Origin of the sequence: Streptomyces sp. NBC_00259, assembly GCF_036181745.1 — a bacterium.
GTDB lineage: Bacteria > Actinomycetota > Actinomycetes > Streptomycetales > Streptomycetaceae > Streptomyces > Streptomyces pratisoli.
In genome coordinates this window covers 5,113,499-5,137,081 of record NZ_CP108080.1, presented here as the reverse complement: position 1 = coordinate 5,137,081, position 23,583 = coordinate 5,113,499, and the positions used below count along the sequence as shown (strand labels likewise).

General features: G+C 71.3%; 25 protein-coding genes. 11 read left to right on the top strand and 14 right to left on the bottom strand.

What is annotated here, in order from left to right; translation table 11 throughout:
- Nucleotides 1-129 precede the first annotated feature (129 nt).
- Together OG766_RS23395 and OG766_RS23390 are read right to left on the bottom strand one after the other, a co-directional pair.
- On the bottom strand, nucleotides 130-1,464 hold the full coding sequence (locus tag OG766_RS23395; protein WP_328726132.1) for a DUF3152 domain-containing protein: 1,335 nt from the start codon (nucleotides 1,462-1,464) through the stop codon (nucleotides 130-132).
- A 7-nt stretch (nucleotides 1,465-1,471) separates the two neighbouring features.
- Nucleotides 1,472-2,431: an alpha/beta fold hydrolase gene (locus tag OG766_RS23390; RefSeq protein ID WP_266382698.1), complete on the bottom strand. Its 960-nt coding sequence runs from the start codon at nucleotides 2,429-2,431 to the stop codon at nucleotides 1,472-1,474.
- A gap of 139 nt (nucleotides 2,432-2,570) precedes the next feature.
- Here OG766_RS23390 and OG766_RS23385 point away from each other — a divergent pair, with 139 nt between their 5' ends.
- The 4 genes from OG766_RS23385 to OG766_RS23370 all read left to right on the top strand — a co-directional run bounded on the left by OG766_RS23385 (nucleotide 2,571) and on the right by OG766_RS23370 (nucleotide 4,432).
- Nucleotides 2,571-2,813: a hypothetical protein gene (locus OG766_RS23385; protein WP_328726131.1), complete on the top strand. Its 243-nt coding sequence runs from the start codon at nucleotides 2,571-2,573 to the stop codon at nucleotides 2,811-2,813.
- Nucleotides 2,814-2,977: 164 nt separating this feature from the next.
- Nucleotides 2,978-3,631: a TetR/AcrR family transcriptional regulator gene (locus OG766_RS23380; protein WP_266382694.1), complete on the top strand. Its 654-nt coding sequence runs from the start codon at nucleotides 2,978-2,980 to the stop codon at nucleotides 3,629-3,631.
- Nucleotides 3,632-3,760: 129 nt separating this feature from the next.
- The gene (locus OG766_RS23375; RefSeq protein ID WP_266382692.1) at nucleotides 3,761-3,988 is read left to right on the top strand and encodes a DUF3107 domain-containing protein; all 228 of its coding nucleotides are present in this window, start codon (nucleotides 3,761-3,763) and stop codon (nucleotides 3,986-3,988) included.
- Nucleotides 3,989-4,162: 174 nt separating this feature from the next.
- Nucleotides 4,163-4,432: a hypothetical protein gene (locus OG766_RS23370; RefSeq protein WP_266382690.1), complete on the top strand. Its 270-nt coding sequence runs from the start codon at nucleotides 4,163-4,165 to the stop codon at nucleotides 4,430-4,432.
- Nucleotides 4,433-4,484: 52 nt separating this feature from the next.
- Here the strand turns inward: OG766_RS23370 and OG766_RS23365 are convergent, their stop codons facing one another.
- Entirely contained in the window at nucleotides 4,485-5,234 is a 750-nt protein-coding gene (locus tag OG766_RS23365) for a ferritin-like fold-containing protein (protein ID WP_266382688.1), read from the bottom strand.
- 464 nt (nucleotides 5,235-5,698) lie between these two features.
- Here OG766_RS23365 and OG766_RS23360 point away from each other — a divergent pair, with 464 nt between their 5' ends.
- Together OG766_RS23360 and OG766_RS23355 are read left to right on the top strand one after the other, a co-directional pair.
- A complete protein-coding gene (locus OG766_RS23360; RefSeq protein ID WP_328726130.1) occupies nucleotides 5,699-7,321 on the top strand; it encodes a DEAD/DEAH box helicase in 1,623 nt (540 codons plus the stop codon).
- Between the two features lie 136 nt (nucleotides 7,322-7,457).
- Nucleotides 7,458-8,300, top strand: a complete 843-nt coding sequence (locus tag OG766_RS23355) for an alpha/beta fold hydrolase (protein ID WP_266382683.1) — start codon at nucleotides 7,458-7,460, stop codon at nucleotides 8,298-8,300.
- Here OG766_RS23355 and OG766_RS23350 read toward each other — a convergent pair.
- The gene (locus tag OG766_RS23350; protein ID WP_385479597.1) at nucleotides 8,291-9,163 is read right to left on the bottom strand and encodes an NYN domain-containing protein; all 873 of its coding nucleotides are present in this window, start codon (nucleotides 9,161-9,163) and stop codon (nucleotides 8,291-8,293) included. The genes OG766_RS23355 and OG766_RS23350 overlap by 10 nt on opposite strands.
- 159 nt (nucleotides 9,164-9,322) lie before the next feature.
- Between OG766_RS23350 and OG766_RS23345 the strand changes: the two genes are divergently transcribed.
- Nucleotides 9,323-9,475: a hypothetical protein gene (locus OG766_RS23345; protein WP_266382677.1), complete on the top strand. Its 153-nt coding sequence runs from the start codon at nucleotides 9,323-9,325 to the stop codon at nucleotides 9,473-9,475.
- Nucleotides 9,476-9,575: 100 nt separating this feature from the next.
- On the opposite strand, the gene OG766_RS23340 is transcribed toward OG766_RS23345, so the two are convergent.
- The 3 genes from OG766_RS23340 to OG766_RS23330 all read right to left on the bottom strand — a co-directional run bounded on the left by OG766_RS23340 (nucleotide 9,576) and on the right by OG766_RS23330 (nucleotide 12,026).
- Nucleotides 9,576-10,181 carry a MarC family protein gene (locus OG766_RS23340; protein ID WP_266382674.1) on the bottom strand — a complete coding sequence of 202 codons (606 nt, stop codon included), beginning with the start codon at nucleotides 10,179-10,181 and terminating at the stop codon, nucleotides 9,576-9,578.
- A 158-nt stretch (nucleotides 10,182-10,339) separates the two neighbouring features.
- The gene (locus tag OG766_RS23335; protein ID WP_266382671.1) at nucleotides 10,340-11,203 is read right to left on the bottom strand and encodes a PHP domain-containing protein; all 864 of its coding nucleotides are present in this window, start codon (nucleotides 11,201-11,203) and stop codon (nucleotides 10,340-10,342) included.
- A gap of 184 nt (nucleotides 11,204-11,387) precedes the next feature.
- Nucleotides 11,388-12,026, bottom strand: coding sequence for a DUF6758 family protein (locus OG766_RS23330; protein WP_266382668.1), 639 nt, complete (start codon nucleotides 12,024-12,026; stop codon nucleotides 11,388-11,390).
- 171 nt (nucleotides 12,027-12,197) lie between these two features.
- Between OG766_RS23330 and OG766_RS23325 the strand changes: the two genes are divergently transcribed.
- On the top strand, nucleotides 12,198-13,484 hold the full coding sequence (locus OG766_RS23325) for an MFS transporter (protein ID WP_328726129.1): 1,287 nt from the start codon (nucleotides 12,198-12,200) through the stop codon (nucleotides 13,482-13,484).
- An 81-nt stretch (nucleotides 13,485-13,565) separates the two neighbouring features.
- Here the strand turns inward: OG766_RS23325 and OG766_RS23320 are convergent, their stop codons facing one another.
- Nucleotides 13,566-14,150: a suppressor of fused domain protein gene (locus OG766_RS23320; protein WP_328726128.1), complete on the bottom strand. Its 585-nt coding sequence runs from the start codon at nucleotides 14,148-14,150 to the stop codon at nucleotides 13,566-13,568.
- Between the two features lie 423 nt (nucleotides 14,151-14,573).
- On the opposite strand from OG766_RS23320, the gene OG766_RS23315 reads away from it, so the two are divergent.
- A complete protein-coding gene (locus OG766_RS23315; RefSeq protein WP_266382660.1) occupies nucleotides 14,574-15,698 on the top strand; it encodes a magnesium and cobalt transport protein CorA in 1,125 nt (374 codons plus the stop codon).
- A gap of 12 nt (nucleotides 15,699-15,710) precedes the next feature.
- Complete coding sequence (locus tag OG766_RS23310; protein WP_328726127.1) at nucleotides 15,711-16,256, top strand: hypothetical protein; 546 nt, start codon at nucleotides 15,711-15,713, stop codon at nucleotides 16,254-16,256.
- Between the two features lie 32 nt (nucleotides 16,257-16,288).
- Here the strand turns inward: OG766_RS23310 and OG766_RS23305 are convergent, their stop codons facing one another.
- Nucleotides 16,289-17,074, bottom strand: a complete 786-nt coding sequence (locus OG766_RS23305; RefSeq protein WP_328726126.1) for a hypothetical protein — start codon at nucleotides 17,072-17,074, stop codon at nucleotides 16,289-16,291.
- 375 nt (nucleotides 17,075-17,449) lie between these two features.
- Between OG766_RS23305 and OG766_RS23300 the strand changes: the two genes are divergently transcribed.
- Nucleotides 17,450-18,583 carry an Mrp/NBP35 family ATP-binding protein gene (locus tag OG766_RS23300; protein ID WP_266382653.1) on the top strand — a complete coding sequence of 378 codons (1,134 nt, stop codon included), beginning with the start codon at nucleotides 17,450-17,452 and terminating at the stop codon, nucleotides 18,581-18,583.
- 164 nt (nucleotides 18,584-18,747) lie between these two features.
- Here OG766_RS23300 and OG766_RS23295 read toward each other — a convergent pair whose 3' ends face one another.
- The 5 genes from OG766_RS23295 to sigE all read right to left on the bottom strand — a co-directional run bounded on the left by OG766_RS23295 (nucleotide 18,748) and on the right by sigE (nucleotide 23,518).
- Complete coding sequence (locus OG766_RS23295) at nucleotides 18,748-19,410, bottom strand: hypothetical protein (RefSeq protein WP_266382650.1); 663 nt, start codon at nucleotides 19,408-19,410, stop codon at nucleotides 18,748-18,750.
- A 128-nt stretch (nucleotides 19,411-19,538) separates the two neighbouring features.
- The gene (locus OG766_RS23290; RefSeq protein ID WP_266382647.1) at nucleotides 19,539-19,985 is read right to left on the bottom strand and encodes a sec-independent translocase; all 447 of its coding nucleotides are present in this window, start codon (nucleotides 19,983-19,985) and stop codon (nucleotides 19,539-19,541) included.
- Between the two features lie 102 nt (nucleotides 19,986-20,087).
- A complete protein-coding gene (locus tag OG766_RS23285) occupies nucleotides 20,088-21,863 on the bottom strand; it encodes a trypsin-like peptidase domain-containing protein (protein WP_328726125.1) in 1,776 nt (591 codons plus the stop codon).
- 117 nt (nucleotides 21,864-21,980) lie between these two features.
- Nucleotides 21,981-22,832, bottom strand: a complete 852-nt coding sequence (locus tag OG766_RS23280) for an anti-sigma factor family protein (RefSeq protein WP_328726124.1) — start codon at nucleotides 22,830-22,832, stop codon at nucleotides 21,981-21,983.
- The gene (gene sigE / locus OG766_RS23275) at nucleotides 22,829-23,518 is read right to left on the bottom strand and encodes an RNA polymerase sigma factor SigE (protein ID WP_385479595.1); all 690 of its coding nucleotides are present in this window, start codon (nucleotides 23,516-23,518) and stop codon (nucleotides 22,829-22,831) included. Before sigE ends, OG766_RS23280 begins: the two co-directional genes overlap by 4 nt.
- Nucleotides 23,519-23,583 lie beyond the last annotated feature (65 nt).

The window sequence follows — 23,583 nt, the reverse complement described above, 5'->3', positions numbered from 1 at the left end:
GGGCCCCGTGCGGCCGTACGACGGCGAGGGCGCGGGCGCGGACGACGCCGACGCGCAGGGTCGCCGATCCCGAGAAGGCCGTCCCGGCCACCGGACGGTCGGGGACGGGCGCCCGCGGGCTGCCCGGACTCAGCTCTCCGGATGCACCCAGGGGTTGGGGCGGCACTTGACCCCGTCGATGTCGAGCGACTTGGTCTGCTGCTGCATCACCGGGGCGAGGGCGCCCGGCGTCCGGCAGTTCACATGACCGTGCCCGAGACGGTGCCCGACCTCGTGGTTGATGAGCATCTGGCGGTAGGCGAGCATCGCCTTGGCCCCGTAGGTCTCCGAGCCCTGGGCCCAGCGGAACGCGTTGATCATCACACGCTCGGTGGACGCGGAGTCGCAGGAGACGTTGTCGACGGTGGTGTCGAGATCGGACTTGGCGCACCACGTCGCCGTGGTCTTGGGGCTCGCCAGCGTGATGACGAACTCGGGCTCCCCCGAGGAGATGCGCTCGAAGGTCATGGCGCCGCCGTGCGCCCAGCTCCGTTCGTCGTTGAGCGTCTTCTGGACGGCCTCCGCGAAGAGCTTCCCGTCCAGGCCGAGGTTCTTCTCGACGTCGATCCGGTAGCGGACCTTCCGCCCCTTGCCCGGCGCCTTGTCGAAGCCCGCCACCGCCTCGAACTTCCCGGTGCCGCCCAGCTTGGGATCGAGCGGGAACTGCCGGGTCATCAACTGCGCGTACGTGAGCGGCGCCGCCGGTGCGACCGGTGCCTGCTGGGGCGGGATCACCCGCTGCTGCGAGCGCGAGGCATCCTCCAGCGCGCCCCGGTTCCCGCCCTGCGCCGCCTGGCTGGCCGTCGCGTCCGCACCCGTGTCGGTGACCTGTCCGGCCACCACGACCGCGAGGACGGTGGTCACGGCGGCGGCCGCGATGCCGGTGAACGTACGGCCCTTGCCGTGCTTGGCGGGGGTTTCCTCGTCGGGTGCCGTGCCGGCGGAGCCGGACCGGGTGTCCCGGTCCTGCTCCCGCTCGTCGGTGCCGACGCCGCTGCCGGGCGCGCCGGGGCCGTCGAAGGCATCGACGAACTCGCGCCGCGGGCCGGGAATCCGGGCACCGGCGCCTATCGGCGGCCCCTGGCGCCCGGGCGGCGGAACCACCGGGTGCTGCCCGGTCGTGGTGCTGGTGTGCCCGCGCGGGGCGCCCTGCCAGTCGCCGTACCGCTGGCCGGCCCCCTGCGGGCCGCCCCAGCCTCCGCCCGTCTCGTACTGCTCGGGGTGGCCGCCGCGCACCTGCGGCACCCCGTGCGCCGGCGTGCCGTAGGCCGCGGGCCCGGCGTGCTGCTCGGGCGGGGCGCCGGACCGCCGGCGCCGCCCCGAGCCGGATCCGGCGGGCGTGGTCGTGGTGCCGGCGCTGCCGCCGGCGGCGTTCCTGGGGTCGTCGGCCTTGGGTGCGGGGCCCTTGCGGCTGTGTCGTCCCACGCCCCGGTCAGCTCCTCGTGCTGTCGTCGAGTAGTTCCCGTACGGCCTGAGCGACCGTCTCGGGATACTCCATCATGGCGACATGACCCGCGTCCGGAAGGGTCAGCAGTCGCGAGTCGCGGAACGCGGCGGACGCCCTGCGCGCCATACGGTACGAGACGAGCTGGTCCCGGCACCCGTAGACGAGCAGGGTCGGCGCGAGCACCCGCTCCGCCTGGCGCCACAGCCCGTGCTGCCCGCCCAGTGTGTAGGCGTCGACGATGCCGCGGGCCGATCGCGCCATCACGTCCCAGAAGTACGGCAGCTCCAGCCGCCGCTCCATCTCCTCCACGGCGTGGAGGAGGGCCTCGTCGGTCACCTGGCCGGGGTCCCCGTAGCAGAGGGCGACCACTCCACGGACCCGCATCTCCGCGGTCCAGTTCCTGGTCAGTCGCCGGAAGAGGGGTGCGACACCGGGCAGGGCCAGTGACGCGGTGGGCCAGGCGCTGCGCTGGGCGCGCAGCTCGGGCAGCGCGGGCGAGACCAGGGTGAGCGTGCTCACCAGGTCGGGGCGGACGGCGGCGACCCGGGTGACGACGGCGCCGCCCAGCGAGTTGCCGAGCAGATGGACGGGTCCGCGGCCGCGCGCGTCGAGCAGCCGGATCACCGCGCGGGCATGGGCGGTGATCGAGTAGTTGCCGTCGTCGGGCGGTGGTGAGTCCCCGAAACCCGGGAGGTCGACGGCCTCGCCGTCCACCGTGTCCTCGAGGCACTGCATCAGGGACGTCCAGTTCTGCGACGAGCCGCCGAGCCCGTGGACGTAGAGCGCGGGAGGCAGTCCGGCGCGCGCCGGTGGGCGGGCGCGCACGGTGAGCGTCAGCCCGGGGAGCGTGACGGAGCGGAGCTCCTCGCCCTCCGCGACCCGTACGGCCCGTACCCGCGGAGCCGGTGCGGCGGCCCGGGTTTCCGGCAGCTCGGTCGAAGACATGGGGGCAATGTTACGAGACGATCACGCGGCGCATCCTGTGTTCGCGGTCACAGATCGCATAGCGTCGGGCAGAGCTTGCTTCTAGGCTCATATATGGGGAACTCGACCCTGTCCCATGCCGCACAGGAAAGGGATCCAGATGGCTGTCGACCCGACGGACCCGGAAACCTTCGCAGAGGACGATCAGGGCCGGTCAATCACGCTCGACGAGCTGGACGAGCTCGACGAGGAAACCCCGGAGGCGGATGCCGCCGAGCAGCACACCGAGCTCCAGCAGCGCGGCGACGTGCCGCTGGACCGCCTCGAACCGGGCGAGGCGAACGAGGCGGACGCGGCGGAACAAGCCCGGGTGGTGGAACTCGACGAGGACGACTACCGCTGATTTGTTCGGATTCCCGGTCATCACCAGCTACCGCGGGCGTCCGGTACGTGAAATTCTGCGCTCGCACCGCGCACATCACGGTTACCCAAAAGTACGATGGCGGGCGCGAGCGCAGAACGCACGCACGGAACACTGTGCTTGTGACATCGAACGTGGGAGGCGGCGTGACAGCCATCGAGCAGACAGAAGCGGCGCGCCCGAGAGGCACCCGCCTGCCGCGCCGTGCCAGACGCAATCAGCTTCTGGGCGCGGCCCAGGAAGTATTCGTCGCCCAGGGATACCACTCGGCGGCCATGGACGACATCGCCGAGCGCGCCGGCGTCAGCAAGCCGGTGCTGTACCAGCACTTCCCCGGGAAGCTCGAGCTCTATCTGGCGCTGCTGGACCAGCACTGCGAGTCACTGCTCCAGGCCGTACGGGGCGCCCTGGCGTCGACGACGGACAACAAGCAGCGCGTCGCCGCCACCATGGACGCCTACTTCGCCTACGTCGAGGACGAGGGCGGCGCGTTCCGGCTGGTCTTCGAGTCCGACCTGACGAACGAGCCCGCGGTGCGCGAACGGGTCGAGCGGGTCTCGCTGCAGTGCGCGGAGGCGATCTCCGACGTGATCGCCGAGGACACGGGACTGTCCAAGGACGAGTCCATGCTGCTGGCCGTCGGGCTGGGCGGGGTGTCGCAGGTGGTCGCCCGGTACTGGCTGTCCAGCCATTCCGGCATCCCGCGCGACAAGGCGGTGCAGCTCCTCACCTCGCTCGCGTGGCGGGGCATCGCCGGCTTCCCGCTCCACGCGGGCGACGGCCAGGGCGAGGGTCACTGACCGCTCCGGTCACCTCTGTTCGCTGCGGGCGTGCACGGCTGGTCCGTGGGACATCGCCTCACCGGGCTAATGTGTGCTGGGTACGGCGCGGCTGACCGCGCATCGCTGACCGTTCGGAGGGACATAGCCGTGGAGGTCAAGATCGGCGTGCAGCACGCGCCCCGGGAAATCGTTCTGGAGAGCGCTCAGACCGCCGAGGAGGTCGAGCGCGCGATTGCCGACGCGCTGGCCGGCAAGGCGCAGCTGCTCAGCCTGACCGACGACAAGGGGCGCAAGGTGCTGGTACCGGCCGACCGTATCGCCTACGTCGAAATCGGCGAGCCGGCCACGCGCCGCGTGGGCTTCGGCGCGCTCTAGACCACACCTTGCGGAAGGGCCCGGCGGGGGACTGCCCCGCCGGGCCCTTCCGTATCGCGTCCCGGCCGTCGTGTCCAGCGGTGATCGGGTGGTGCGGAGGGTTGCTTTCCGGCCGGTCCGGGTAGGACGGGCTACGACCAGATATGCCCGCCGGCGTCCCTGAGGTGATCCGTGGTGATCCTGGAAGCTCTCGGTTCCGTCCTGCTCGGACTCGCGCTCTCCTGGGCAGCCGTGCGAAGGCTTCCGGACCGGCTTCCGGCCCCCCGCGTGGTCTTCGCGACGGGCACGCTCGGCGCGCTGTTCGGCGCGTATCTGACACACATGGCCGTCGGCCCGGGCAATCTGCTGGGCACGCTCATCGGCGCGGTCTTCGTCGGGGCCGTCACGCTGTCGCTGCTGATCCGGCCCACGACACGGCGGCTGCGCCGATCAGCCGCGGTCTGACGTCCGTCCGACCGCCTGCCGACCAGCGCCGCCACCGGCCCGGCTCACCGCGTTACGCCGCCAGCCCCAGGGCGGCCATCCGCTTCGTGTGCGCCTTGGTGATCCGGGTGAACATCTCACCGACCGCCGCCAGGTCGAAGCCGTCGGCGACCCCGCCCACGAGCATCGTCGACAACGCGTCCCGCTCGGCGACGACCCGCTGCGCCTGGGACAGCGCCTCGCCCATCAGCCGGCGCGCCCACAGCGCGAGCCGGCCGCCGACCCGCGGGTCCGCCTCGATCGCCGCGCGCACCTTCTCCACGGCGAAGTTGCCGTGCCCGGTGTCGTCGAGCACCCCGAGCACGAGCCGGCGCGTGTCCGAATCCAGCCGTACGGCCACCTCGCGGTAGAAGTCGCTGGCGATCGAGTCACCGACGTACGCCTTGACCAGGCCCTCCAGCCAGTCGGACGGGGCTGTCTGACGGTGGAACTCGTCCAGCGCGGCGGCGAACGGCTCCATCGCCTTCGTGGGCTCGCTCTCGATCGCGGTCAGCCGGTTCCTCAGCTGCTCGAAGTGGTGGAACTCGGCGGAGGCCATCTTCGCCAGTTCCGCCTTGTCCGCCAGGGTCGGGGCAAGCTTCGCGTCCTCGGCGAGCCGCTCGAAGGCCGCGAGCTCCCCATAGGCGAGCGCGCCGAGCAGATCCACCACCGCGGCGCGGTACTGGGGGTCGGCGGAGGCCACGGCCCAGTCCTGGGCGGCGATCCCGGTGAGTTCTTCCGCTGCGTCGGCGGCGGGCGCGGTGGCGTTGTCAGGCGTCTCCATGAAGCGCACAATAGCTCGCCGTCCGCACCGCGGAAGGGCCTGGTCAGCCGCCGTCGCGGCACGGTTCCCAGGAATTCGCCCAACACAGATGCGCGAATCCGGGGTACAGTGGTATTAAGCCTGCCGGATATCGCGGCGGGCCCTCTGAATGAGGATGCCCGGTCGGTGGCCCGATCGGCTCCGACCTGACAGCCCTCTGTGCGCATTCCCGCCACATGAGGGGACCTCAGCGGCATGAGCGCTCGAGCGACGGCAGTGGTCCCGCGCCTTTCCGGCCAATCCACGGTCGGCCGTCCCGTACCCAGGTGCGGTAAGACCCCCAGCGTTCGCCTCGCGCCGCGTCTCACAGAAGAGGCAACACCCTGACTACGCAGGCCAAGACTTTCCGAGAGCTCGGGATCCTTCCCGAGACCGCCGAAGCCCTTGAGGCCGTCGGCATCGTCACCCCCTTCCCCATCCAGGAGATGACCCTTCCGGTCGCCCTCTCGGGCACCGACGTCATCGGCCAGGCCAAGACCGGCACGGGCAAGACCCTCGGTTTCGGACTTCCGCTGCTGGAGCGCGTCACCGTCCCCGTGGATGTCGAGGCGGGCCGGGCCAAGCCCGAGCAGCTGACCGACACGCCGCAGGCGCTCGTGGTCGTCCCCACCCGTGAGCTGTGCACGCAGGTCACCAACGACCTGCTGACCGCCGGCAAGGTGCGCAACGTCCGCGTGACCGCGATCTACGGCGGCCGTGCGTACGAGCCCCAGGTCGAGGCGCTGAAGAAGGGCGTCGACGTCGTCGTCGGCACGCCCGGCCGGCTGCTCGACCTCGCGGGCCAGAAGAAGCTGGACCTCTCCCACGTCAAGGCGCTCGTCCTCGACGAGGCCGACGAGATGCTCGACCTGGGCTTCCTCCCCGACGTCGAGAAGATCATCCAGCTGCTTCCGGCCAAGCGTCAGACCATGCTGTTCTCGGCCACCATGCCGGGCGCGGTCATCGGTCTCGCGCGGCGCTACATGTCGCAGCCCACGCACATCCGCGCGACCGCGCCGGACGACCAGGGCGCGACCGTCGCGAACATCACACAGCGCGTCTACCGGGCGCACTCCATGGACAAGCCCGAGATGGTCTCGCGCATTCTGCAGGCCGACGGCCGCGGTCTCGCGATGATCTTCTGCCGTACCAAGCGCACGGCCGCCGACATCGCCGATCAGCTCGCCCAGCGAGGCTTCGCCTCCGGCGCGGTCCACGGCGACCTCGGCCAGGGCGCGCGCGAGCAGGCCCTGCGCGCGTTCCGCAACGGCAAGGTCGATGTGCTGGTGTGCACCGACGTCGCCGCGCGCGGTATCGACGTCGAGGGCGTGACGCACGTCATCAACTACCAGTCGCCGGAGGACGAGAAGACCTACCTCCACCGCATCGGCCGCACCGGCCGCGCGGGCGCGACCGGCACCGCCGTGACCCTGGTCGACTGGGACGACATCCCGCGCTGGCAGCTGATCAACAAGGCGCTGGACCTGAAGTTCCCCGACCCGGCCGAGACGTACTCGACGTCGCCGCACCTCTTCGAGGAGCTCGGCATCCCCGCCGGGACCAAGGGCGTCCTCCCCCGGGCCGAGCGCACCCGCGCCGGTCTCGACGCGGAGGAGCTCGAGGACCTCGGCGAGCCGGGCGGCCGTGGCGCACGCTCCTCGTCCCGTACGAAGGCGGACTCGTCCCGTACGAAGTCGGAGGAGCGCCCGGCGCGCACGCCGCGTCAGCGTCGGCGCACGCGCAGCGGCACGCCGCTGGGCGACGAGACCGCGGCTCCGGCTCCCGCCGCAGAGGAGACCGCGGAGGAGCCCCGCACACCGCGTCGCCGTCGGCGCACCCGCGCGGGCGCGACCGAGACCGAGGCCGCTCCGGCGGTCGAGGCCGTCACGACCACGGAGGAGCCCGCGAAGCCGCGCCGCCGCCGTACGCGCGCGTCGTCGACCGCCCCGAAGACCGAGACCGAGGCCGTGGCCGTGGCCGTTACCGTGGCCACCGAGGTCGCGGCGGAGGAGCCGGCCAAGCCGCGCCGCCGCCGCACTCGCGTGAAGGCCGCCCAGCCGGAGGCCTGACCCGCTCGCTGAGGGCCCGTCACCCCACCAGGGGCGGCGGGCCCTCGGTCGTTCCCGGGACCATGTCCGGCGCCTGGAGGACCGGGGCCGACCCGCCAGGGGCCGGGACGGCGAAGCCCCCGGTAATCTCACCCGCATGAGCCGGCCCCCCACCTTCGTGCCCCCCGCCTGCGCCCGCGGTCACCACCTGCGCACCGCCCGGGGGGACTTCGCCGTGCTGGACGCCGCACCGAGCGGCCCGGTGCACGGCACCGCGATGCTGCTGCCCGGGTTCACCGGGAGCAAGGAGGACTTCATCGCGTTGCTGGAGCCGCTGGCCGCGGCCGGTTTCCGTGCCGTGGCCGTCGACGGCCGCGGGCAGTACGAGAGCGACGGCCCGGCGGACCAACAAGCCTACGCTCAGGCCGAGTTGGCCCAGGATGTGCTCGCACAGGCCGCGGTGGTCGGCGACGCGCCCGTCCATCTCGTGGGGCATTCGCTCGGCGGCCAGATCGCCCGTGCCGCCGTCCTCCTCGACGCGCGTCCGTTCCGCTCGCTGACGCTGATGTCGTCCGGCCCGGCCCGGATCTCCCCCGCTCAGCAGGACAAGGTCAAACTGCTGAGCGACGCCCTCACGGTGATGGACATGGACCAGGTCTGGGAGGCGATGCGGGCGCTGGACCCGCCGGAGGACGCCGACGTCAACGGCGAGGACCTGCGGCGCCGCTGGCTGCGCCACAATCCGGCCCAGCTGCTGGCGACCGGTCACCAGCTCACCGTCGAACCGGACCGGGTCGACGAGCTCGCCGCCGTACAGCCGCTGCCCGTGCATGTGCTGTCGGGTGAGCGGGACGACACCTGGCCGGTGCCGCTGCTCGACGCGATGGCGGTACGGCTCGGGGCGCGCCGCACCGTGATCGAGGGCGCCGAGCATTCGCCGAACACGGACCGCCCGGCGGCGACCGCCGAGGCGCTCGTCGGTTTCTGGCGTCAGAACTGACCGTGGAGGTGCTGCCAGAAGCCGTCCCGCAGGGCCCGGCGCAGATGCGCGTACCCCCGCAGGGAGTGCTTGAGCAGTTTCTCCGCCTCGATCAGCAGGTCCTGGTCGACCGGGCCCGGCAGATAGGGGTGTCCCGGCAGCAGCTCCGCCATCGGCTCCCGGCCGCGTTCGACCAGCCAGGCGGCGGCGATCTGCGCGCCCACGAAGCGGACGTCCTCACGTGACGGCGGCGGGCTGTCGTCCTCGTACGTCGTGACGGGCCTGCGGGTGACGTACGGCCTGCAGAAGTCGAGGTCGAAGGTGCGCTGGCTGTCGACCTCCCAGAGCAGCGGCTCCGCCTGGTTGCGTCCTTCGCCCGCCTCTATGCCCCACAGATGGACCCGTGCGCCGTACCCCTGGGCGGCCTCCACCGCGGAGACGAGGTCCTCGTCGCCGCCGACGAGAGCCGCGTCGCTGATGGCGCGGTGCCGGGCGAGTGACTCCAGGTCGGTCCGTATGAGGGAGTCGACACCCTTCTGCTGGTTGTTGGCGTTGAGGTTGCCGAGCCTGACCTTGACGTCGGGCAGCTCGGCGATGGACTGCTGCTCGACCGTGTGGATGCGGCGCCGGGCGCCGTCGTACCAGTAGACGCGCAGCAGCCGGCTGTCCGCGAAGATGGTGCGGGCCTTGTCGATGAACGCCTCGATGAGCCCTTCGGCGTCGAGGTCGAAGGAGCGCCGGTCCTCGGTGCCCGTCACAAGCAACCCGGCCGCAGCATAGACGTAACCGGCGTCGACGAAGATGGCGTGGGTGGACGGGGTCTTCGCGACCTCGGCGAGCATGCGCTGGAGCAGCTCGTTGGTGCGCTCCAGGCGGGCGCTCATCTCGGTGAACTCTGCGTCGTTCATGACGACCCCATTGTGAGCGGGCCACGCTCTACCTGCCAGTAGTTAGCCATCCAAAAAATTTCCTTAGCGTAGGGAATGTTTGCAGACAGCATCTCGTTGAGAAGAGCAGAAGAGACGGCCAGAGAGGAGCCCTTTATGCGCTTCGAGATCATGCGACTCGACGATGTCGACGGTACCGCCGTGGACAGCACCGTTGTGGACGCCGCCTCCGTGAACCGGATGGTCCAGCAGGCCGCCGCGATCGGCCAGCGCATCTACATCCGCCCGGCCGAGGCCTCGGCTTCGTAACGCTCAGTGGCGAGACGCCCCCGTACGGAACGGTTCCGTACGGGGGCGTAGTGCTGTGCGGGCACGGGGCGTCAGGCCCGTGCGGCGGCCGGGGCCGCGATCAGGACGCCTGGATCACCTGGGTGACACCGTTGATGATCTGCTGCACGGCGATCGCCGACAGCATCATGCCCGCCAGCCGGGTCACCAGCACCACGCCGCCGTCCTTGATCAGGCGGATGATCAGCAGCGAGTAGCGCATCGTCAGCCACAGCACGACGTGCATCGCGACGATCGCGGCCCACACCGAGATCTGCGCACCGACACCGTCGGCGTGCTGCACCGCGAGGATGACCGACACGATCGCACCGGGCCCGGCCAGCAGCGGCATGCCCAGCGGTACGAGCGCCACATTGACGTCCTTGGTCTGCTGGGGCTCGTCCGTCTTGCCGGTCAGCAGATCGAGCGCGATGAGCAGCAGGAGCAGACCACCCGCGATCATCAGCGCGGGGACGGAGACATGGAGGTACGCGAGGATCTGCTGGCCCAGGATGCCGAAGACGGTGATCACTCCGAAGGCCACGGCGACCGCCTGCCAGGCCATCCGCCGCTGGACCTTGGCGGGGCGGCCGGAGGTGAGGGCGAGGAAGATCGGGGTGATCCCGGGGGGATCCATGATCACGAACAGGGTGAGGAAGAGGGAACCGAAGACGGCGAAGTCGAACACAGTGAGGCCTTGCGGGGTGAAGGGGTGTCGGGGGACTGAGGAAAGCGGGGTGAGCGGGGATGTGCGGGCGCATCGGCACGCGCACATCTGCGCGGGGCACCGGCGGCGCCTGAGAGGGCCGCGGAACCAGGCAGGAAGGGGCCGCGGACGGATGCGGGCTAGCGGAGCGTTCCGCCCGTGCCCGGGACCGGGAAGGCACCGGTCGCACGGCGCGTGATCTCGCCGTAGACCTCCGGGTCGGTCGTGTAGTCACCGAGCCGGCAGGTCTTGCGACTGCCGTGGTAGTCGCTGGAGCCGGTGGGCAGCAGGCCGAGGTCGGCGGCAAGTCCGCGCAGCCGGGCGCGAGTCGGCTCGTCGTGGTCCATGTGGTCGACCTCGATGCCGTCGAGGCCGGCCGCGGCCAGCCGGGCGATGGCGGCCTCGGGTACGACCGCTCCGCGCTTGACGGCGAGCGGGTGCGCGAAGACGGTCACGCCGCCTGCCGCCTTGACCAGACGGATGGCGTCGAAGGGGTCGAGCTCGTGCTTCTCGACGTACGCCCGTCCGCCGTTCGCGAGCCAGTCGGGCGTGAAGGCCGCGGACACGTCGGGCACGACGCCGAGCTCGACGAGCGCGGAGGCCACATGCGGCCGGCCGACGGATCCGTCGCCGGCTATCCGGGCCACCTGCTCCCAGGTGACGGGCACCCCCAGCTCCTGGAGCTTGGCGACCATGCCCCGGGCGCGCGGCACACGGTCGTCCCGCACCAGCTCGCGCTCGCGCGCCAGCTCGGGCTCCTCGGGGTCGAAGAGGTACGCCAGCATGTGCAGACCCACACCGTCGACGCGGCAGGAGAGCTCGGCGCCGGTCACGAGGGTGAGGCCCTCGGGCAGTGCGGCGATCGCCTCGGCGTATCCGCCCACGGTGTCGTGGTCGGTCAGCCCGACGACGTCGAGTCCGGCGGCCGCCGCGTTGCGCACCAGCTCGGCCGGGGTGTCCGTACCGTCGGAGGCCGTGGAGTGGGTGTGCAGATCGATACGCACGACGCATGACTCCAGGGCTCGGGGCGGACAGGGCGACGCTCAATCGTAACGGCGGCGCGGGCGCCACCCGGACCACCGCGTCAGGTGAACACCGTCACGCACCCCCGCCCCACCGGTGCCGGTACCGGCACCGGACCTCGCGTCGTCACGCACACCGTCCCGCTCGCGTCGTCACCGCACACCGTCACGACAGCAGTCGTGGCGAGAGCGCGCCGCACGGCAGCAGCTCCACCTCCGAGCCGGCCTCCCGCAGATCGGTCAGTATCAGCTCGTCGTACATCAGCAGCCCGGTCGACTCGGGCCAGACGATCGCCCACAACCAGAGTCCCCGCGCCTCGCCCGCGAACACCGCACGGTCCTCGGGGGCGTCGTTGACGTGCCAGAGCGGTGTCGGCCGCCCGCTGGCGAGGACCTTGGCCTGGGGCGAGATGTCCACGGTCATGTGCGGCCCGGGGTCGGGCCCGTCGATCCCGGCGAAGCGGGCACCGAGGCCGACGCCGAGCTCCTCGGCGACCAGCAGCAGCTCCCCCACGCCGCCCAGGGGCCCTGGCCCCGAGCAGGCGACGGCCGTGGCACGGCCGCCGCTGCGGTCGTCGCCCGCGTACGCGACGCCGGTGAACAGCCAGCCGACGGGGAGCGGCCAGGGCATCCACACGGGCACCTTGGCGCGAGCCACCACCACGCTGAGGGCCTCGACGCTCGGCGGGATCACCGGCTGGAGTGGATGCACGGAACCGTGCACATCGCACTGCCAGGTGTCGGCAAAGAGACCGGGCGCCCTGACCCGGCCACCACACTTCGGGCAACTGGGTTCGCCCCTCATAGCGCTCAACGGTCCTACCCGTCCGCCGCCGCGTCAAGGACGATCACCCGTCCCGCACTGCGGTTCACCCGACCTCAGCAGGGAAAACTACATGTCAATTGCACTAATTAGCCAAACTAACTTAGTGTTTGCATATAGCAACGACCTCATGGGAGAGACAGAGGAGCATCCATGCGCGCAGCGGATCCGTTCGCCGGCGAGGACGAACGACGGGAAGTTACGGAAGGAGACCCGGGAGCGGAAGCGACGGCCGGCGGAGGCGGCATCCTGCGTCAGCCGAAAGCCGTGTGGGCCACGGCCGGCGCGTCCGTCGTGGCCTTCATGGGCATCGGTCTGGTGGACCCGATCCTGCCGTCCATCGCCAAGGGCCTGGACGCCACGGCGAGCCAGGTCTCCCTGCTGTTCACCTCGTACTTCCTGATCACCGCCGTCGCGATGCTGGTCACCGGCTTCGTGTCCAGCCGCATCGGCGGCCGCAGGACGCTCCTCATGGGCCTGGTGCTGGTCGTCGTCTTCGCCGCGCTCTCCGGCATGTCGGGCTCGGTCGGCGAGCTCGTCGGCTTCCGGGCCGGCTGGGGCCTCGGCAACGCCCTCTTCGTGTCGACCGCGCTCGCCGTCATCGTCGGCGCGGCCACAGGGGGCAGCACGGCGGCGATCCTGCTCTACGAGTCGGCACTCGGTCTCGGCATGGCCTGCGGGCCGCTCGTCGGCGCCGTGCTCGGCGACGCGAGCTGGCGCTATCCGTTCTTCGGGACCGCGGCCCTGATGACCATCGGCTTCGTGTGCATCGCGGCCTTCCTCAAGGAACAGCCGAAGCCCGCCGCCAGGACCTCGCTGCTCGACCCGCTCAAGGCGCTCGGCCACGGCGGCCTCGCGTCGGTCGCCACCTCGGCGTTCTTCTACAACTACGCCTTCTTCACCGTGCTGGCCTTCACCCCGTTCGTGCTGAACATGTCGCCGTACCGGTCCGGAGCGGTTTTCTTCGCCTGGGGCGTACTGCTCGCGGTCTTCTCGGTGCTGGTCGCGCCGCGGCTGCAGAAGCGGTACGGCTCGCTCAGGGTGCTGGGCGGCTCGCTGCTGCTGCTCGCCGTGGACGTGGTGGTCCTCGGGTACGGCGACCACACCACGGCCGTCGTCTGCACCGTGCTGTCCGGAGCGCTCATCGGCGTGAACAACACCGTGTTCACGGAGCTGGCGCTCGGCGTCTCCGACGCCCCGCGCCCGGTGGCGAGCGCGGGCTACAACTTCGTCCGCTGGTTCGCGGCGGCCGCGGCACCGTTCCTGGCGCCGAAGATCGAGGAGTGGAGCAACGTCCATATGCCGTTCGTGGTGGCCGGGATCGCGGCGGTGTGCGGCGCGGGCGTCGTGTGGGCGCGGCGGGCGTCGCTCGTCCACGAGGCGGCGGAGCTGAAGCCGGTCCACGCGACGCGGGACGGGGTCGCGGTCTTCGCCGACTGACCCGCGCGGGCCTGCTGGCCCCGCCCGATCAACTCGGCCATGAGATACGTCACTTCAACGACGCGCCCACGACAGCTGTGGTCACGCCAGGGGCACGGACCTGCGCAACGGATCGCGCAGGTCCGTGCCCTGCGTCAGCCAGCGCTCCTGGAGCTGCGCCGCACCGTGCACCCGCTTCCACGCGGCCTCGTTCTGCGTCATCGGCAGCAGCGGCAGGAAGCGCACCGGATCCATGGGCGAGTCGAGCTCCAGATCCTCGACCAGCCCGCCGGACTCGGCGACCAGGACCGACGAGAACGGCGCGGAGGGCCACAGCGGCCCACCCACGTCCATGGAGTTGCCGGGCGCCACGATCACCCCCTCGACCTGCGGAGACGAGGCCAGGACGGCGAGCGGACGCAGCACCTTGTCGGTGTCGGCGAGCCCGGCGCGCACCGACAGGACCAGCTCCGCGCGCGGCCCCTTCACAGGGTCGGCGAGCACGTCCTTGGGGTCGGTCATCGGCTGGGCGGACATGCCCAGCGTGGCGTACCGGGCGATGTCCCCGTCGATGAACCGGAGCACCTCGATCCGGTCCGTACCGACGAAGGTCACCGCGGCGCGCGCGTCCGGTTCGCCGAGCGCGCTGCGCAGCCGGGCCTCGACCAGAGCAAGAACTTCTCCCATCCCGCGAGCATAGATCGCATCAGGAACGGGCAAAGGACGAAGTTGACCCGCTGTCGGCTGATAGGCTTGGCCGCCTGTTCGGGACAACATGCCGAAAGCATTGTTCTCGAGTTCCCGACGACACGTCATCCCCTACGGGGGACCGGCCGGAGGAGGTGGGGCTGCGGTGGATCGAAGTCGACCGTGCAGTACCAACAGCTCTTCCGCGCGACTCCTCTCCTCGAATCGCTGAGGGTTCTCCGCACCGTCGGATCCATGGCACCGCGCATGACGGAAGAGCACGTCTTCCCTGCCTGACTGTCTGTAGCGAACGCCGTCACCGCGTCCCGCGGTGCCGCCCGCTTTGCGGACGTATCGAGACACGTCCTCATTCCGGGCTGTGCCACGCCACGCACCGGCGGCCTCTCCGTGAAGGAGCCTGCCATGTCGATGATCCGTGACCTGCGCGAAGCGGTCCGCCCCACGCTGCGCAAGAGCAGCGGCCCGTACAGCGCGTACGGTGCCTACGACACGACCCGTGACCCCTCGGCCTCCAGCGCGGTCGTGGACTGCGCCGTCTACCGCGACGGCGAGCGGGTCAAGGACGAGGCCTGCCTCAACCCGCACGAGGCGATGCTGCGGGTGCGCGAGGGCGGCGGATTCGCGTGGATCGGGCTGCACGAGCCGACCGAGGAGGAGTTCTCCGGCATCGCGGCCGAGTTCGGGCTCCACCCGCTGGCCGTCGAGGACGCCGTGCACGCCCACCAGCGGCCCAAGCTGGAGCGGTACGACGACACGCTCTTCACGGTCTTCAAGACCATCCACTACGTCGAGCACGCCGAACTGACGGCGACCAGCGAGGTCGTCGAGGCCGGCGAGGTCATGTGCTTCACCGGGCCCGACTTCGTGATCACCGTCCGGCACGGCGGACAGGGCTCGCTGCGCAACCTCAGGCACCGGCTGCAGGACGATCCGGAGCTGCTCGCCAAGGGCCCCTCGGCGGTGCTCCACGCCATCGCGGACCATGTCGTGGACGGCTACATCGCGGTCGCGGACGCCGTTCAGGTCGACATCGACGAGATCGAGATCGACGTCTTCTCCGCGCCGTCGAAGGGCAGCACGCGCGGCACCGACACCGGACGGATCTACCAGCTCAAGCGTGAAGTGCTGGAGTTCAAGCGGGCGGTGACCCCGCTGCTGCGGCCGATGCAGCTGCTGAGCGAGCGCCCGATGCGGCTGGTCGACCCCGAGGTCCAGAAGTACTTCCGCGACGTCGCCGACCACCTGGCCCGGGTGCAGGAGCAGGTCATCGGGTTCGACGAGCTGCTGAACTCGATCCTCCAGGCCAACCTGGCGCAGGCGACGGTCGCCCAGAACGAGGACATGCGCAAGATCACGTCCTGGGCCGCGATCATCGCCGTACCGACGGCGGTCTGCGGCATCTACGGCATGAACTTCGACCACATGCCGGAGCTGCACTGGAGGTACGGCTATCCGATGGTGCTCGTCGGCATCGTCGGGATCTGTCTCACCATTCACCGCACGCTGAAGCGCAACGGCTGGCTCTAATAGGCTGCGGGCATGAACGACGCTCCTCTCGGCAACGACGCTGCGCCCGGCGACGATTCTCTGCTCGGCCGGGCCCTCGTCGAGGAGGCCACCAAGAAGTCGGGCCTCATCTGGGTGCGCGGCAGCGGACCGGCCCGTGCCCTGTGGCATGTGTGGCACGAGGGCGCCGCGCATGTCGTCGGGGACGGGCCCGGTGAGCAGCCGCTGCCGGAGCTGGCCGACGGCTCGACGGCCGAGATCACCGTGCGCAGCAAGGACAAGGGCGGCCGGCTGGTGGCCTGGACCGCCGCGGTGACCGAGCTGCCGCCCGGCTCCGAGGCGTGGGAGGCCGCGGTCGCCGAGCTGAAGGGCAAGCGGCTCAACGCGCCGGACGGCGAGCGGATGACCGAGCGCTGGGCCCAGGAGTGCCGGGTGCTGCGGCTGGAGCCGCGCGAGTCGACCACCGAGCATCCGCAGGGCTCGCTGTCCGCCGTGCCGCTGCCCAGCCCGGCGACCACCCGCCGTCCGGTCCCGGCGGCCCTGCCGCGCCTCCTCCTGCGCCGGCGCCGCAAGAACTGACCCGGAGAGGACGACCGGCGGCGGGCTCCGCGTCAGTCGCTTCTACGGGGAAGCTGACGGCCGTAGTCGACCGTCTCCTCCTTCGAAGGGGCTTCGAGGGCGAAGTCCTCCCCCCAGTCCGCGAGCGTGAGCACACCCGCGCCGCCCGCCCGGGCGAACTGGAGCGGGTAGGGGGTGCCCTCCAGCGAGACGTCGAGCGATCCGCCGTTGCCGTCGCCGCCCAGGATCTTGATCGTGCGTACGCCCTCGATCGAGTCGCGGTCGCCCTTGCTGAGCTTTCCGTGCAGCCCCAGCAGCCCGTCGAGCAGCACATCCATGTCGGTGAAGCCGCGCAGCTGCTTGTAGGCGGGATCGTCGTCGGGGATCTTCACGTACATGTCGTCGAGCTTGTTCGCAGCGGTCTCGTCGTCCTCACCCGGCGGCTTGGAGGCGTCGCCCTTGTCGTCCGAGTCCGCTGTGGCCCAGAAGTCCGCGTCCGCCTTGAGGTAGAGCGCGTCCTCGACGCGCAGCAGCTCGAACGTGGAGTTCTTCGAGGTGACCGAGCCGATTCCGCCGGCCTTCTTCAGCCGCATGTTCAGCTTGTACGTGCCGCCCTTGGACACCAGCGTGCCCGCCAGCCGTACCGAGTTCGCCCCGTCCGCCGCCGCCTTGGCCCTCGCCTCGATGGCGGGCGCCTCCAGTTTGCCGACGCCGTTCGTCCCCGCGTCCGGGTCCTCGCCGCCGCATCCCGTGACGGCTGCGGCGAGCGCCGCGCACAGCGCGACGGGGAGCGCGGCCCGGCGGGCACGGGCGGCCGGGCCCGGGGGGAGAGCGGTCACGAGCGCACTGCCTCTCATACGCGTGGGGGTGGCAGACCGCAGCGTACCCAAGGTGCGCAGGCTCTCCGGAAGGGAGCCGTCCGGACCCTGGGCGGCGACGTCATGGAACGGTACGGGCCGTCCTGAAGCCGCTGAACAGTAGCGTTCCGGAGCAATTCGCCTCCGCGGAGGCGCTCGGCACGGCGGCGGACGACCGCACCTCGGCGGCGGCCCGGTCCTCGTCCCCACGCCCCGGAGGGACCGGCGTCGGGTCCGCCCGCGTGATGACGTCCGGCGTCGCCCGCTCTATTCCCGGCCGAGGCCCGCCCGGACGTGACGAAGGCGACCGCCGACAGGGGCCCCCGGGGCGGGATCCGGCGCCGTACCATCGTCCGTATGGTTACGGAAGACGCGGTGCGCGAAGCACTGGCGACGGTGAACGACCCCGAGATCAACAAGCCGATCACCGACCTCGGCATGGTCAAATCGGTGGAGATCGGAAACGACGGCACGGTCGCCGTCACGGTCTACCTCACCGTCTCCGGCTGCCCGATGCGCGAGACCATCACCCAGCGCGTCACGGACGCCGTCTCCGGCGTCGAGGGCGTCACCCGCGTCGATGTCTCGCTGGACGTGATGAGCGACGAGCAGCGCCGTGAGCTCGCGTCCTCGCTGCGCGGCACGACCGCCGAGCGCGAGGTGCCGTTCGCCAAGCCCGGCTCGCTGACGCGGGTGTACGCGGTGGCGTCCGGCAAGGGCGGCGTCGGCAAGTCCTCCGTGACCGTGAACCTGGCGGCGGCGATGGCGGCCGACGGTCTGAAGGTCGGTGTCGTCGACGCCGACATCTACGGCCACAGCGTGCCGCGCATGCTCGGCGCCGACGGCCGTCCCACCCAGGTCGAGAACATGATCATGCCGCCGTCCGCGCACGGCGTGAAGGTCATCTCGATCGGCATGTTCACGCCGGGCAACGCGCCGGTGGTGTGGCGCGGGCCGATGCTGCACCGCGCACTGCAGCAGTTCCTCGCGGACGTCTACTGGGGCGACCTGGACGTGCTGCTGCTCGACCTGCCGCCCGGCACCGGTGACATCGCGATCTCCGTGGCCCAGCTGGTGCCGAACGCGGAGATCCTGGTCGTCACCACCCCGCAGCAGGCCGCGGCGGAGGTCGCGGAGCGTGCGGGCTCCATCGCCGTCCAGACCCACCAGAAGATCGTCGGCGTCGTCGAGAACATGTCGGGCCTGCCGTGCCCGCACTGCGACGAGATGGTCGACGTCTTCGGCACGGGTGGCGGCCAGATGGTCGCCGAGGGCCTGACGAAGACGACGGGCGCCACGGTCCCGGTCCTGGGCCAGATCCCGATCGACGTCCGGCTCCGCGAAGGCGGCGACGAGGGCAAGCCGGTCGTCCTCACCGACCCCGACTCCCCCGCCGGCTCGGCCCTGCGTGCCATCGCCGACAAGCTCGGCGGCCGCCAGCGCGGCCTCGCGGGCATGAGCCTGGGCATCACCCCGCGCAACAAGTTCTGACCCGCGCGACGAGGTCCGAGCCGCGGCACGAGGTCTGAGCGTCGCGACGGCCCGAGCGCCGCGTCGAGGCCCGAGCCGACGGCGGGGTCATCCCGGCCGAAGAGTGCAGACCGCGCGCAGAGCCGAACGGGCACCGTTCCTTGAGAACGGTGCCCTTCGTGCGTCTAGGCGTACGCCCCGAGGTCCTGCACCACGGCGAAGCCGAGCCCGTACGCGCTCATCCCGCGCCCGTAGGCCCCGATGTGCACCCCGTTCCCGGCGGACCCGGCCAGCACCCACCCGAACTCCGACTCCCGGTAGTGGAAGGGCATCGGCACCCCGTCCACCGGCAGCGACAGCTCGGACCAGGCCGAGCCGTCCAGGTCGTCCGCGAGCTCGAACGCGGTCTCCGTCTGCTGAGCCAGCCAGTCGTCCCGCAGCGAGTGGTCGAGCTGCGCGGGCCAGGTGTACGCGAGCAGCCCCGAGCCGGCCAGCCAGGCGGCCGATGAGACCGTCGTGGCGTCCAGGACACCCGTACCGTCGCCGCTGCGCCGTACCGGGCTCGCGGCGACCGTCACGACCACGGCGAAGCGTTCCTTCTCCGCACCGGCCGCGTCGGACTTTATCGACGGCTCGTCGCCGTGCCCCATGGACCCGTGCTGCACCGCACCATCCGCGTCGGTGCCGACCTGCATCAGCCAGCGCTGCCCGGTGAAGGCCTCGTCCAGTCCGTACCAGGGGAACGGGGCCCGCAGATAGCCGTCGACCGTAGGCCGGGCCGCGGGCACCCCCTCAGCTGTGGACGTGCTGGGCGAACCCTGCGCCCCTGCCCGACTCGTCGTCTCCATCTGTCCGGCCGCCTCCTTGATCACCAAGGCCCGGAACGGCCCGCCCCCCGCGGGCGTCCTCTATTCCGGACAGATGGAGGATAGCCACCTCGCACCGGCTCGTAGGGATTGGTGGCGGTCGGGGGCACTCAGGTGGCGTCTGCGTCGAACGGCGGGCGCTCGCCCTGATCGGGCTTTTCGCGCTTCTTGACCAGATCCGGTGCGGTGGTGCCCGGCGATCCGTTGACCGCCGCCGGCACCGAGGAGTCGCCGGACTCCCTGCCGTGCACCGCGTCCGCGACCTCGTTCATCTCCTTCTTCAGGTCGAAGCTGCTGCGGATCTCCTTGAGATCGTCGTTCTCGTTCAGCTGCTTCCTGAGGAAGGCTTTGGGATTCAGATCCTCGAACTCGAAGTCCTTGAATTCGGGGCCCAGTTCGCTGCGGATGTCGTGCTTCGCGTTGTCGGAGAATTCCCGGACCTTGCGGATGAAGCGCGAGGCGTCCTGGATGACCTTGGGCAGCTTGTCCGGGCCGAAGACGAGCACGGCGAGGACAACGAGCGTCACGAGCTCGAGTGCGCCTATGTCATTGAACACCTTGCTGCTCCTCGTGTTCTTGTTCTCCGTGCCCGCAGCGCAGGAGTGGCCGGCTCCACGGTACCCGGCCAATCTGTCCCTGCGGTACCTGCGGGGTGTCCGTCACGTGCCCGTGGACGAACCGAGCGTCAGCGTCTTGGTCTGCTCTTTGCCGTTGCGGGTGAGCGTGAGTTCCAGGCGGTCACCGGGGCGGTGCGCACGGATCTTGACGATGAGTTCCTCGCCGCTGTGCACACGCTGGCCGTCGACCTTGGTGATGACGTCGCCGGGACGGACACCGGCCTTGGCGGCCGGTCCGCCCGCGGTGACGGACGCGGCACCGTCCTTGCCCTTCTCGCCGACGCGCGCGCCGTCGCCCGAGTACTGCATGTCGAGGCTGACGCCGATCACGGGGTGGGTGGCCTTGCCGGTGTTGATCAGCTCCTCGGCGACCCGCTTTCCCTGGTTGATCGGAATGGCGAAGCCGAGGCCGATGGAACCGGACTGACCGGCGCTTCCGTCCGGGCCGGGCGCGCTGTCCGCGGCGCGAATCGCGCTGTTGATGCCGATGACCCGCGCCTTGGAGTCCACGAGCGGACCGCCCGAATTCCCGGGGTTTATCGGGGCGTCGGTCTGCAGCGCGTCGACGTAGCTGACGTCGCTGCCGTCGCCCTTCTCGCCGCCGGCGGTGATCGGGCGCTCCTTGGCGCTGATGATTCCGGCGGTCACCGTGTTCTGCAGATCGAAGGGCGCGCCGATGGCGACGACCGGATCGCCGACCCGGACGTTGTCGGAGTTGCCCAGCGGCAGCGGCCTGAGCCCGGAGACGCCGGTGACCTTGACGACGGCGAGGTCGTAGCCGCTGTCCTTGCCGACGAGAGTGGCGCGGGCGGTCTCGCCGCCGCTGAAGGTGACGGAGATGTCGCCGGAGCTGCCGGCCGGGTCGACGACATGGTTGTTGGTGAGGATGTGGCCCTGCGCGTCCAGGACGAACCCGGTGCCCGTGCCCTGCTCGCCGCTGCCGCTGACGTGCAGCGTGACCACGCTGGGAAGGGCGCTGGCGGCGATACCGGCGATGCTGTCCGGAGCCCGGCCGGAGTCCTCGGCGCCGGACTGCGGCAGCTCGACGGTGCTGATCCCGCCGTTGCGTTCGAGGTACGCGCCGACGCCGCCGCCGAGCACTCCGGCGAGCAGCGCGAAGAGCAGTGCGCCGACGAAGGCCATGCCACGCCGGGTCTTCTTCCTGGGAGGCTCTCCGGCTTGTGTGAGCGCCGCGCCGGGCGAGCTCCAGGGGTCGTACTGGCTCCACTGCACCGGTGCGGGCGCGGGGGCCGGTGGGGCGGCCAGGGGTCCCGGCGCCGGTGCCGGTGCCGCGTACTCGCTGCCGGAGGGGTACGGCGGTGGCGTCCCGCCTCCGGGCCGCTGCACGGGCGGGGCCGGCGCCCAGGGCCCGGGGCCGCCGTAGGGAGGCGTGCGGTACTCGTCGGGCTCGTGCAAGGGCCGTACGCCGCCGTCCGTACGGTCGCCCGCCGGGAGGCCGTCATGGGCGTGCGGCACCGCGTCGGCCGGGTCCGTCCAGCCGTCACCCGCCGGCTGCGGGTGCGGCTGCTCCGCGACGGAGGTGTCCGGCTCCGGGGCCTGCGCCTGTGGGTCCGGCACCGATGCGGGTGCGGGCGTGGGTGCGGGCGCTGCCAGGGGGTATTCCGCCTGGTCGTCGACGGGAGCGGCCGGTGCCACGACCTGTGCGCCGTGGCGCACGGTGTCGGGTCCGGGTCCGGCGTCATGTACGGCGTCGGGCGTGTCGGCCGTTGCCACCGCGTCGGTCACCGACGACGGTTCGGGGCGGGCCGGCCGGCTCCACCACTTCGGCTTGGGACCCGTCGGCTTCCCGTTCTCCATGCTCTCCCCGCTACTGGCCGGTTCGTGCGCCCCGCCGGGCACCCCGTCCCTGGATTCAACCAGGTTTACGACTGGTGTCCCACAGCCCGCCCGGCCACCTGCGAGGACCGCGGTGGATCAGCGCCGGGTCGGGGCGGCGAGCCTGCTGGGCAGCGGGGTGCCGGACGCGGTCGGGCCGGGGGCCGTGGCCAGCTGGAACGCCGAGCCCGTGGGCCGTATCAACGACGGTGAGGAACCGCCGGCCAGCAGCGGCTGCGCGGCGAACGGATGGGACAGCGGCTGTGCCTGGGCCAGCGTCTGCGGGGCCACCGCAACCGCCGGAGTGCTGCTCATGCCGCTCAGCCCGGTGCCCCCGCCGCGGCGGCGGTTCGCCTCCGCACCCGTGCCGGCCGGGGTCTGCGCACGCAGCGGTGTCACATTGTTGCCGCGGTTGTCCCCACGGGCCGTGGCGTCGCCGGTGGTGGCGAGCGGCAGCGTCCCGCCGAGGGCGATGGCCGCGAAGGACACGGCGCTGGCGGCGGCGAACGCGAACCTGCGTCCGCGCCACAGGGAGCGCTCCGCCTCCTGGCGCCCCACGTCATGGATGCGGAACCCCGAACCGGGACCGCCGTCGGGCAGACCGTGCCCGCCCGGTACGTATCCGAAGTTCTCCGGGGTCATACCGAAGACGCCATCGGTGGGACGCCCCCGGCCGAACGGACCTCCCCGCCCGTCGTCATCACCTCCGGGCGGTCCCGCCGGCAGCCCCTGCAGCCGTGCGAGCAGACCCTCGGAGGGTGGCGGCGGGGCGGCCGTGGCGAAGACGCTCTTCAGCCGGCGCTGTGCGTCGGCCTCGGCCTTGCACTTGGCGCAGGTCGCGAGATGCGCGAGGACGCGATCGCGCACGTCATGTTTGAGCTCGCCGTCGACCAGGGCAGCGAGCCGGTCCCCCAGATGCTGCTCCGCGGGGGTCGGACTGATGCTGCTCACGCCGTCCCGCCCTCCCCGGCCACGCCCGCGAGCGCGCGCTGCTCGGCACGCGCCTCCGGAGAGCGGTGCTGCAGGGCCTTGCGCAGATGGGACCGGCCGCGGTGGATCCGGCTCCGGACGGTGCCGAGCTTGACGCCGAGCGTGGCCGCGATCTCCTCGTACGAGAGGCCCTCGATGTCGCAGAGCACCACGGCGGCGCGGAACTCGGGCGCGAGGGTGTCCAGTGCCTGCTGGACGTCGGCGTCGAAGTGGGTGTCGTGGAAGACCTGCTGCGGGGACGGCTCACGGCTGGGCAGCCGCTCGGCCGCGTCGTCGCCCAGGGCGTCGAAGCGGATGCGCTGCTTGCGGCGGACCATGTCCAGGAACAGGTTGGTGGTGATGCGGTGCAGCCAGCCCTCGAAGGTCCCCGGCGTGTAGGTCGACAGGGAGCGGAAGACACGGACGAAGACCTCTTGGGTGAGGTCCTCCGCGTCGTGCTGGTTTCCGGTCAGACGGTAGGCGAGACGGTAGACCCGACCGCTGTGCGTGCTGACGATGTCCTCCCAGGAGGGAGGGGTCCACGCCTGCGATTCCGCATCCGGTGCGAAGGTCGCGGTGGGCACGGAGTCGGCCTGGCTGGAACGGGCGTCAGCGGTGTCGGTCACGGATTTCGGCTCACCCGCCGACCCGAGAAGGCGCCTCAGCAGCCCTCTCCGATCCACAGGCGCAGCCGCACCTCCCCTGTCGGCTCTGGTGGTGTCCAGTGGAGCCC

Bases quoted from the DNA above. Each gene is read 5' to 3' on its own strand.
- OG766_RS23355 (WP_266382683.1), top strand. From the start codon at position 7,458: ATGAGCCGGCCCCCCACCTTCGTGCCCCCCGCCTGCGCCCGCGGTCAC.
- OG766_RS23320 (WP_328726128.1), bottom strand. From the start codon at position 14,150: ATGGGAGAAGTTCTTGCTCTGGTCGAGGCCCGGCTGCGCAGCGCGCTC.
- OG766_RS23300 (WP_266382653.1), top strand. From the start codon at position 17,450: ATGGTTACGGAAGACGCGGTGCGCGAAGCACTGGCGACGGTGAACGAC.
- OG766_RS23390 (WP_266382698.1), bottom strand. From the start codon at position 2,431: ATGTCTTCGACCGAGCTGCCGGAAACCCGGGCCGCCGCACCGGCTCCG.
- OG766_RS23325 (WP_328726129.1), top strand. From the start codon at position 12,198: ATGCGCGCAGCGGATCCGTTCGCCGGCGAGGACGAACGACGGGAAGTT.
- OG766_RS23310 (WP_328726127.1), top strand. From the start codon at position 15,711: ATGAACGACGCTCCTCTCGGCAACGACGCTGCGCCCGGCGACGATTCT.
- OG766_RS23330 (WP_266382668.1), bottom strand. From the start codon at position 12,026: ATGAGGGGCGAACCCAGTTGCCCGAAGTGTGGTGGCCGGGTCAGGGCG.
- OG766_RS23315 (WP_266382660.1), top strand. From the start codon at position 14,574: ATGTCGATGATCCGTGACCTGCGCGAAGCGGTCCGCCCCACGCTGCGC.
- OG766_RS23365 (WP_266382688.1), bottom strand. From the start codon at position 5,234: ATGGAGACGCCTGACAACGCCACCGCGCCCGCCGCCGACGCAGCGGAA.
- OG766_RS23360 (WP_328726130.1), top strand. From the start codon at position 5,699: ATGACCCTTCCGGTCGCCCTCTCGGGCACCGACGTCATCGGCCAGGCC.
- OG766_RS23350 (WP_385479597.1), bottom strand. From the start codon at position 9,163: ATGAGCGCCCGCCTGGAGCGCACCAACGAGCTGCTCCAGCGCATGCTC.
- OG766_RS23345 (WP_266382677.1), top strand. From the start codon at position 9,323: ATGCGCTTCGAGATCATGCGACTCGACGATGTCGACGGTACCGCCGTG.
- OG766_RS23385 (WP_328726131.1), top strand. From the start codon at position 2,571: ATGGCTGTCGACCCGACGGACCCGGAAACCTTCGCAGAGGACGATCAG.
- OG766_RS23285 (WP_328726125.1), bottom strand. From the start codon at position 21,863: ATGGAGAACGGGAAGCCGACGGGTCCCAAGCCGAAGTGGTGGAGCCGG.
- OG766_RS23295 (WP_266382650.1), bottom strand. From the start codon at position 19,410: ATGGAGACGACGAGTCGGGCAGGGGCGCAGGGTTCGCCCAGCACGTCC.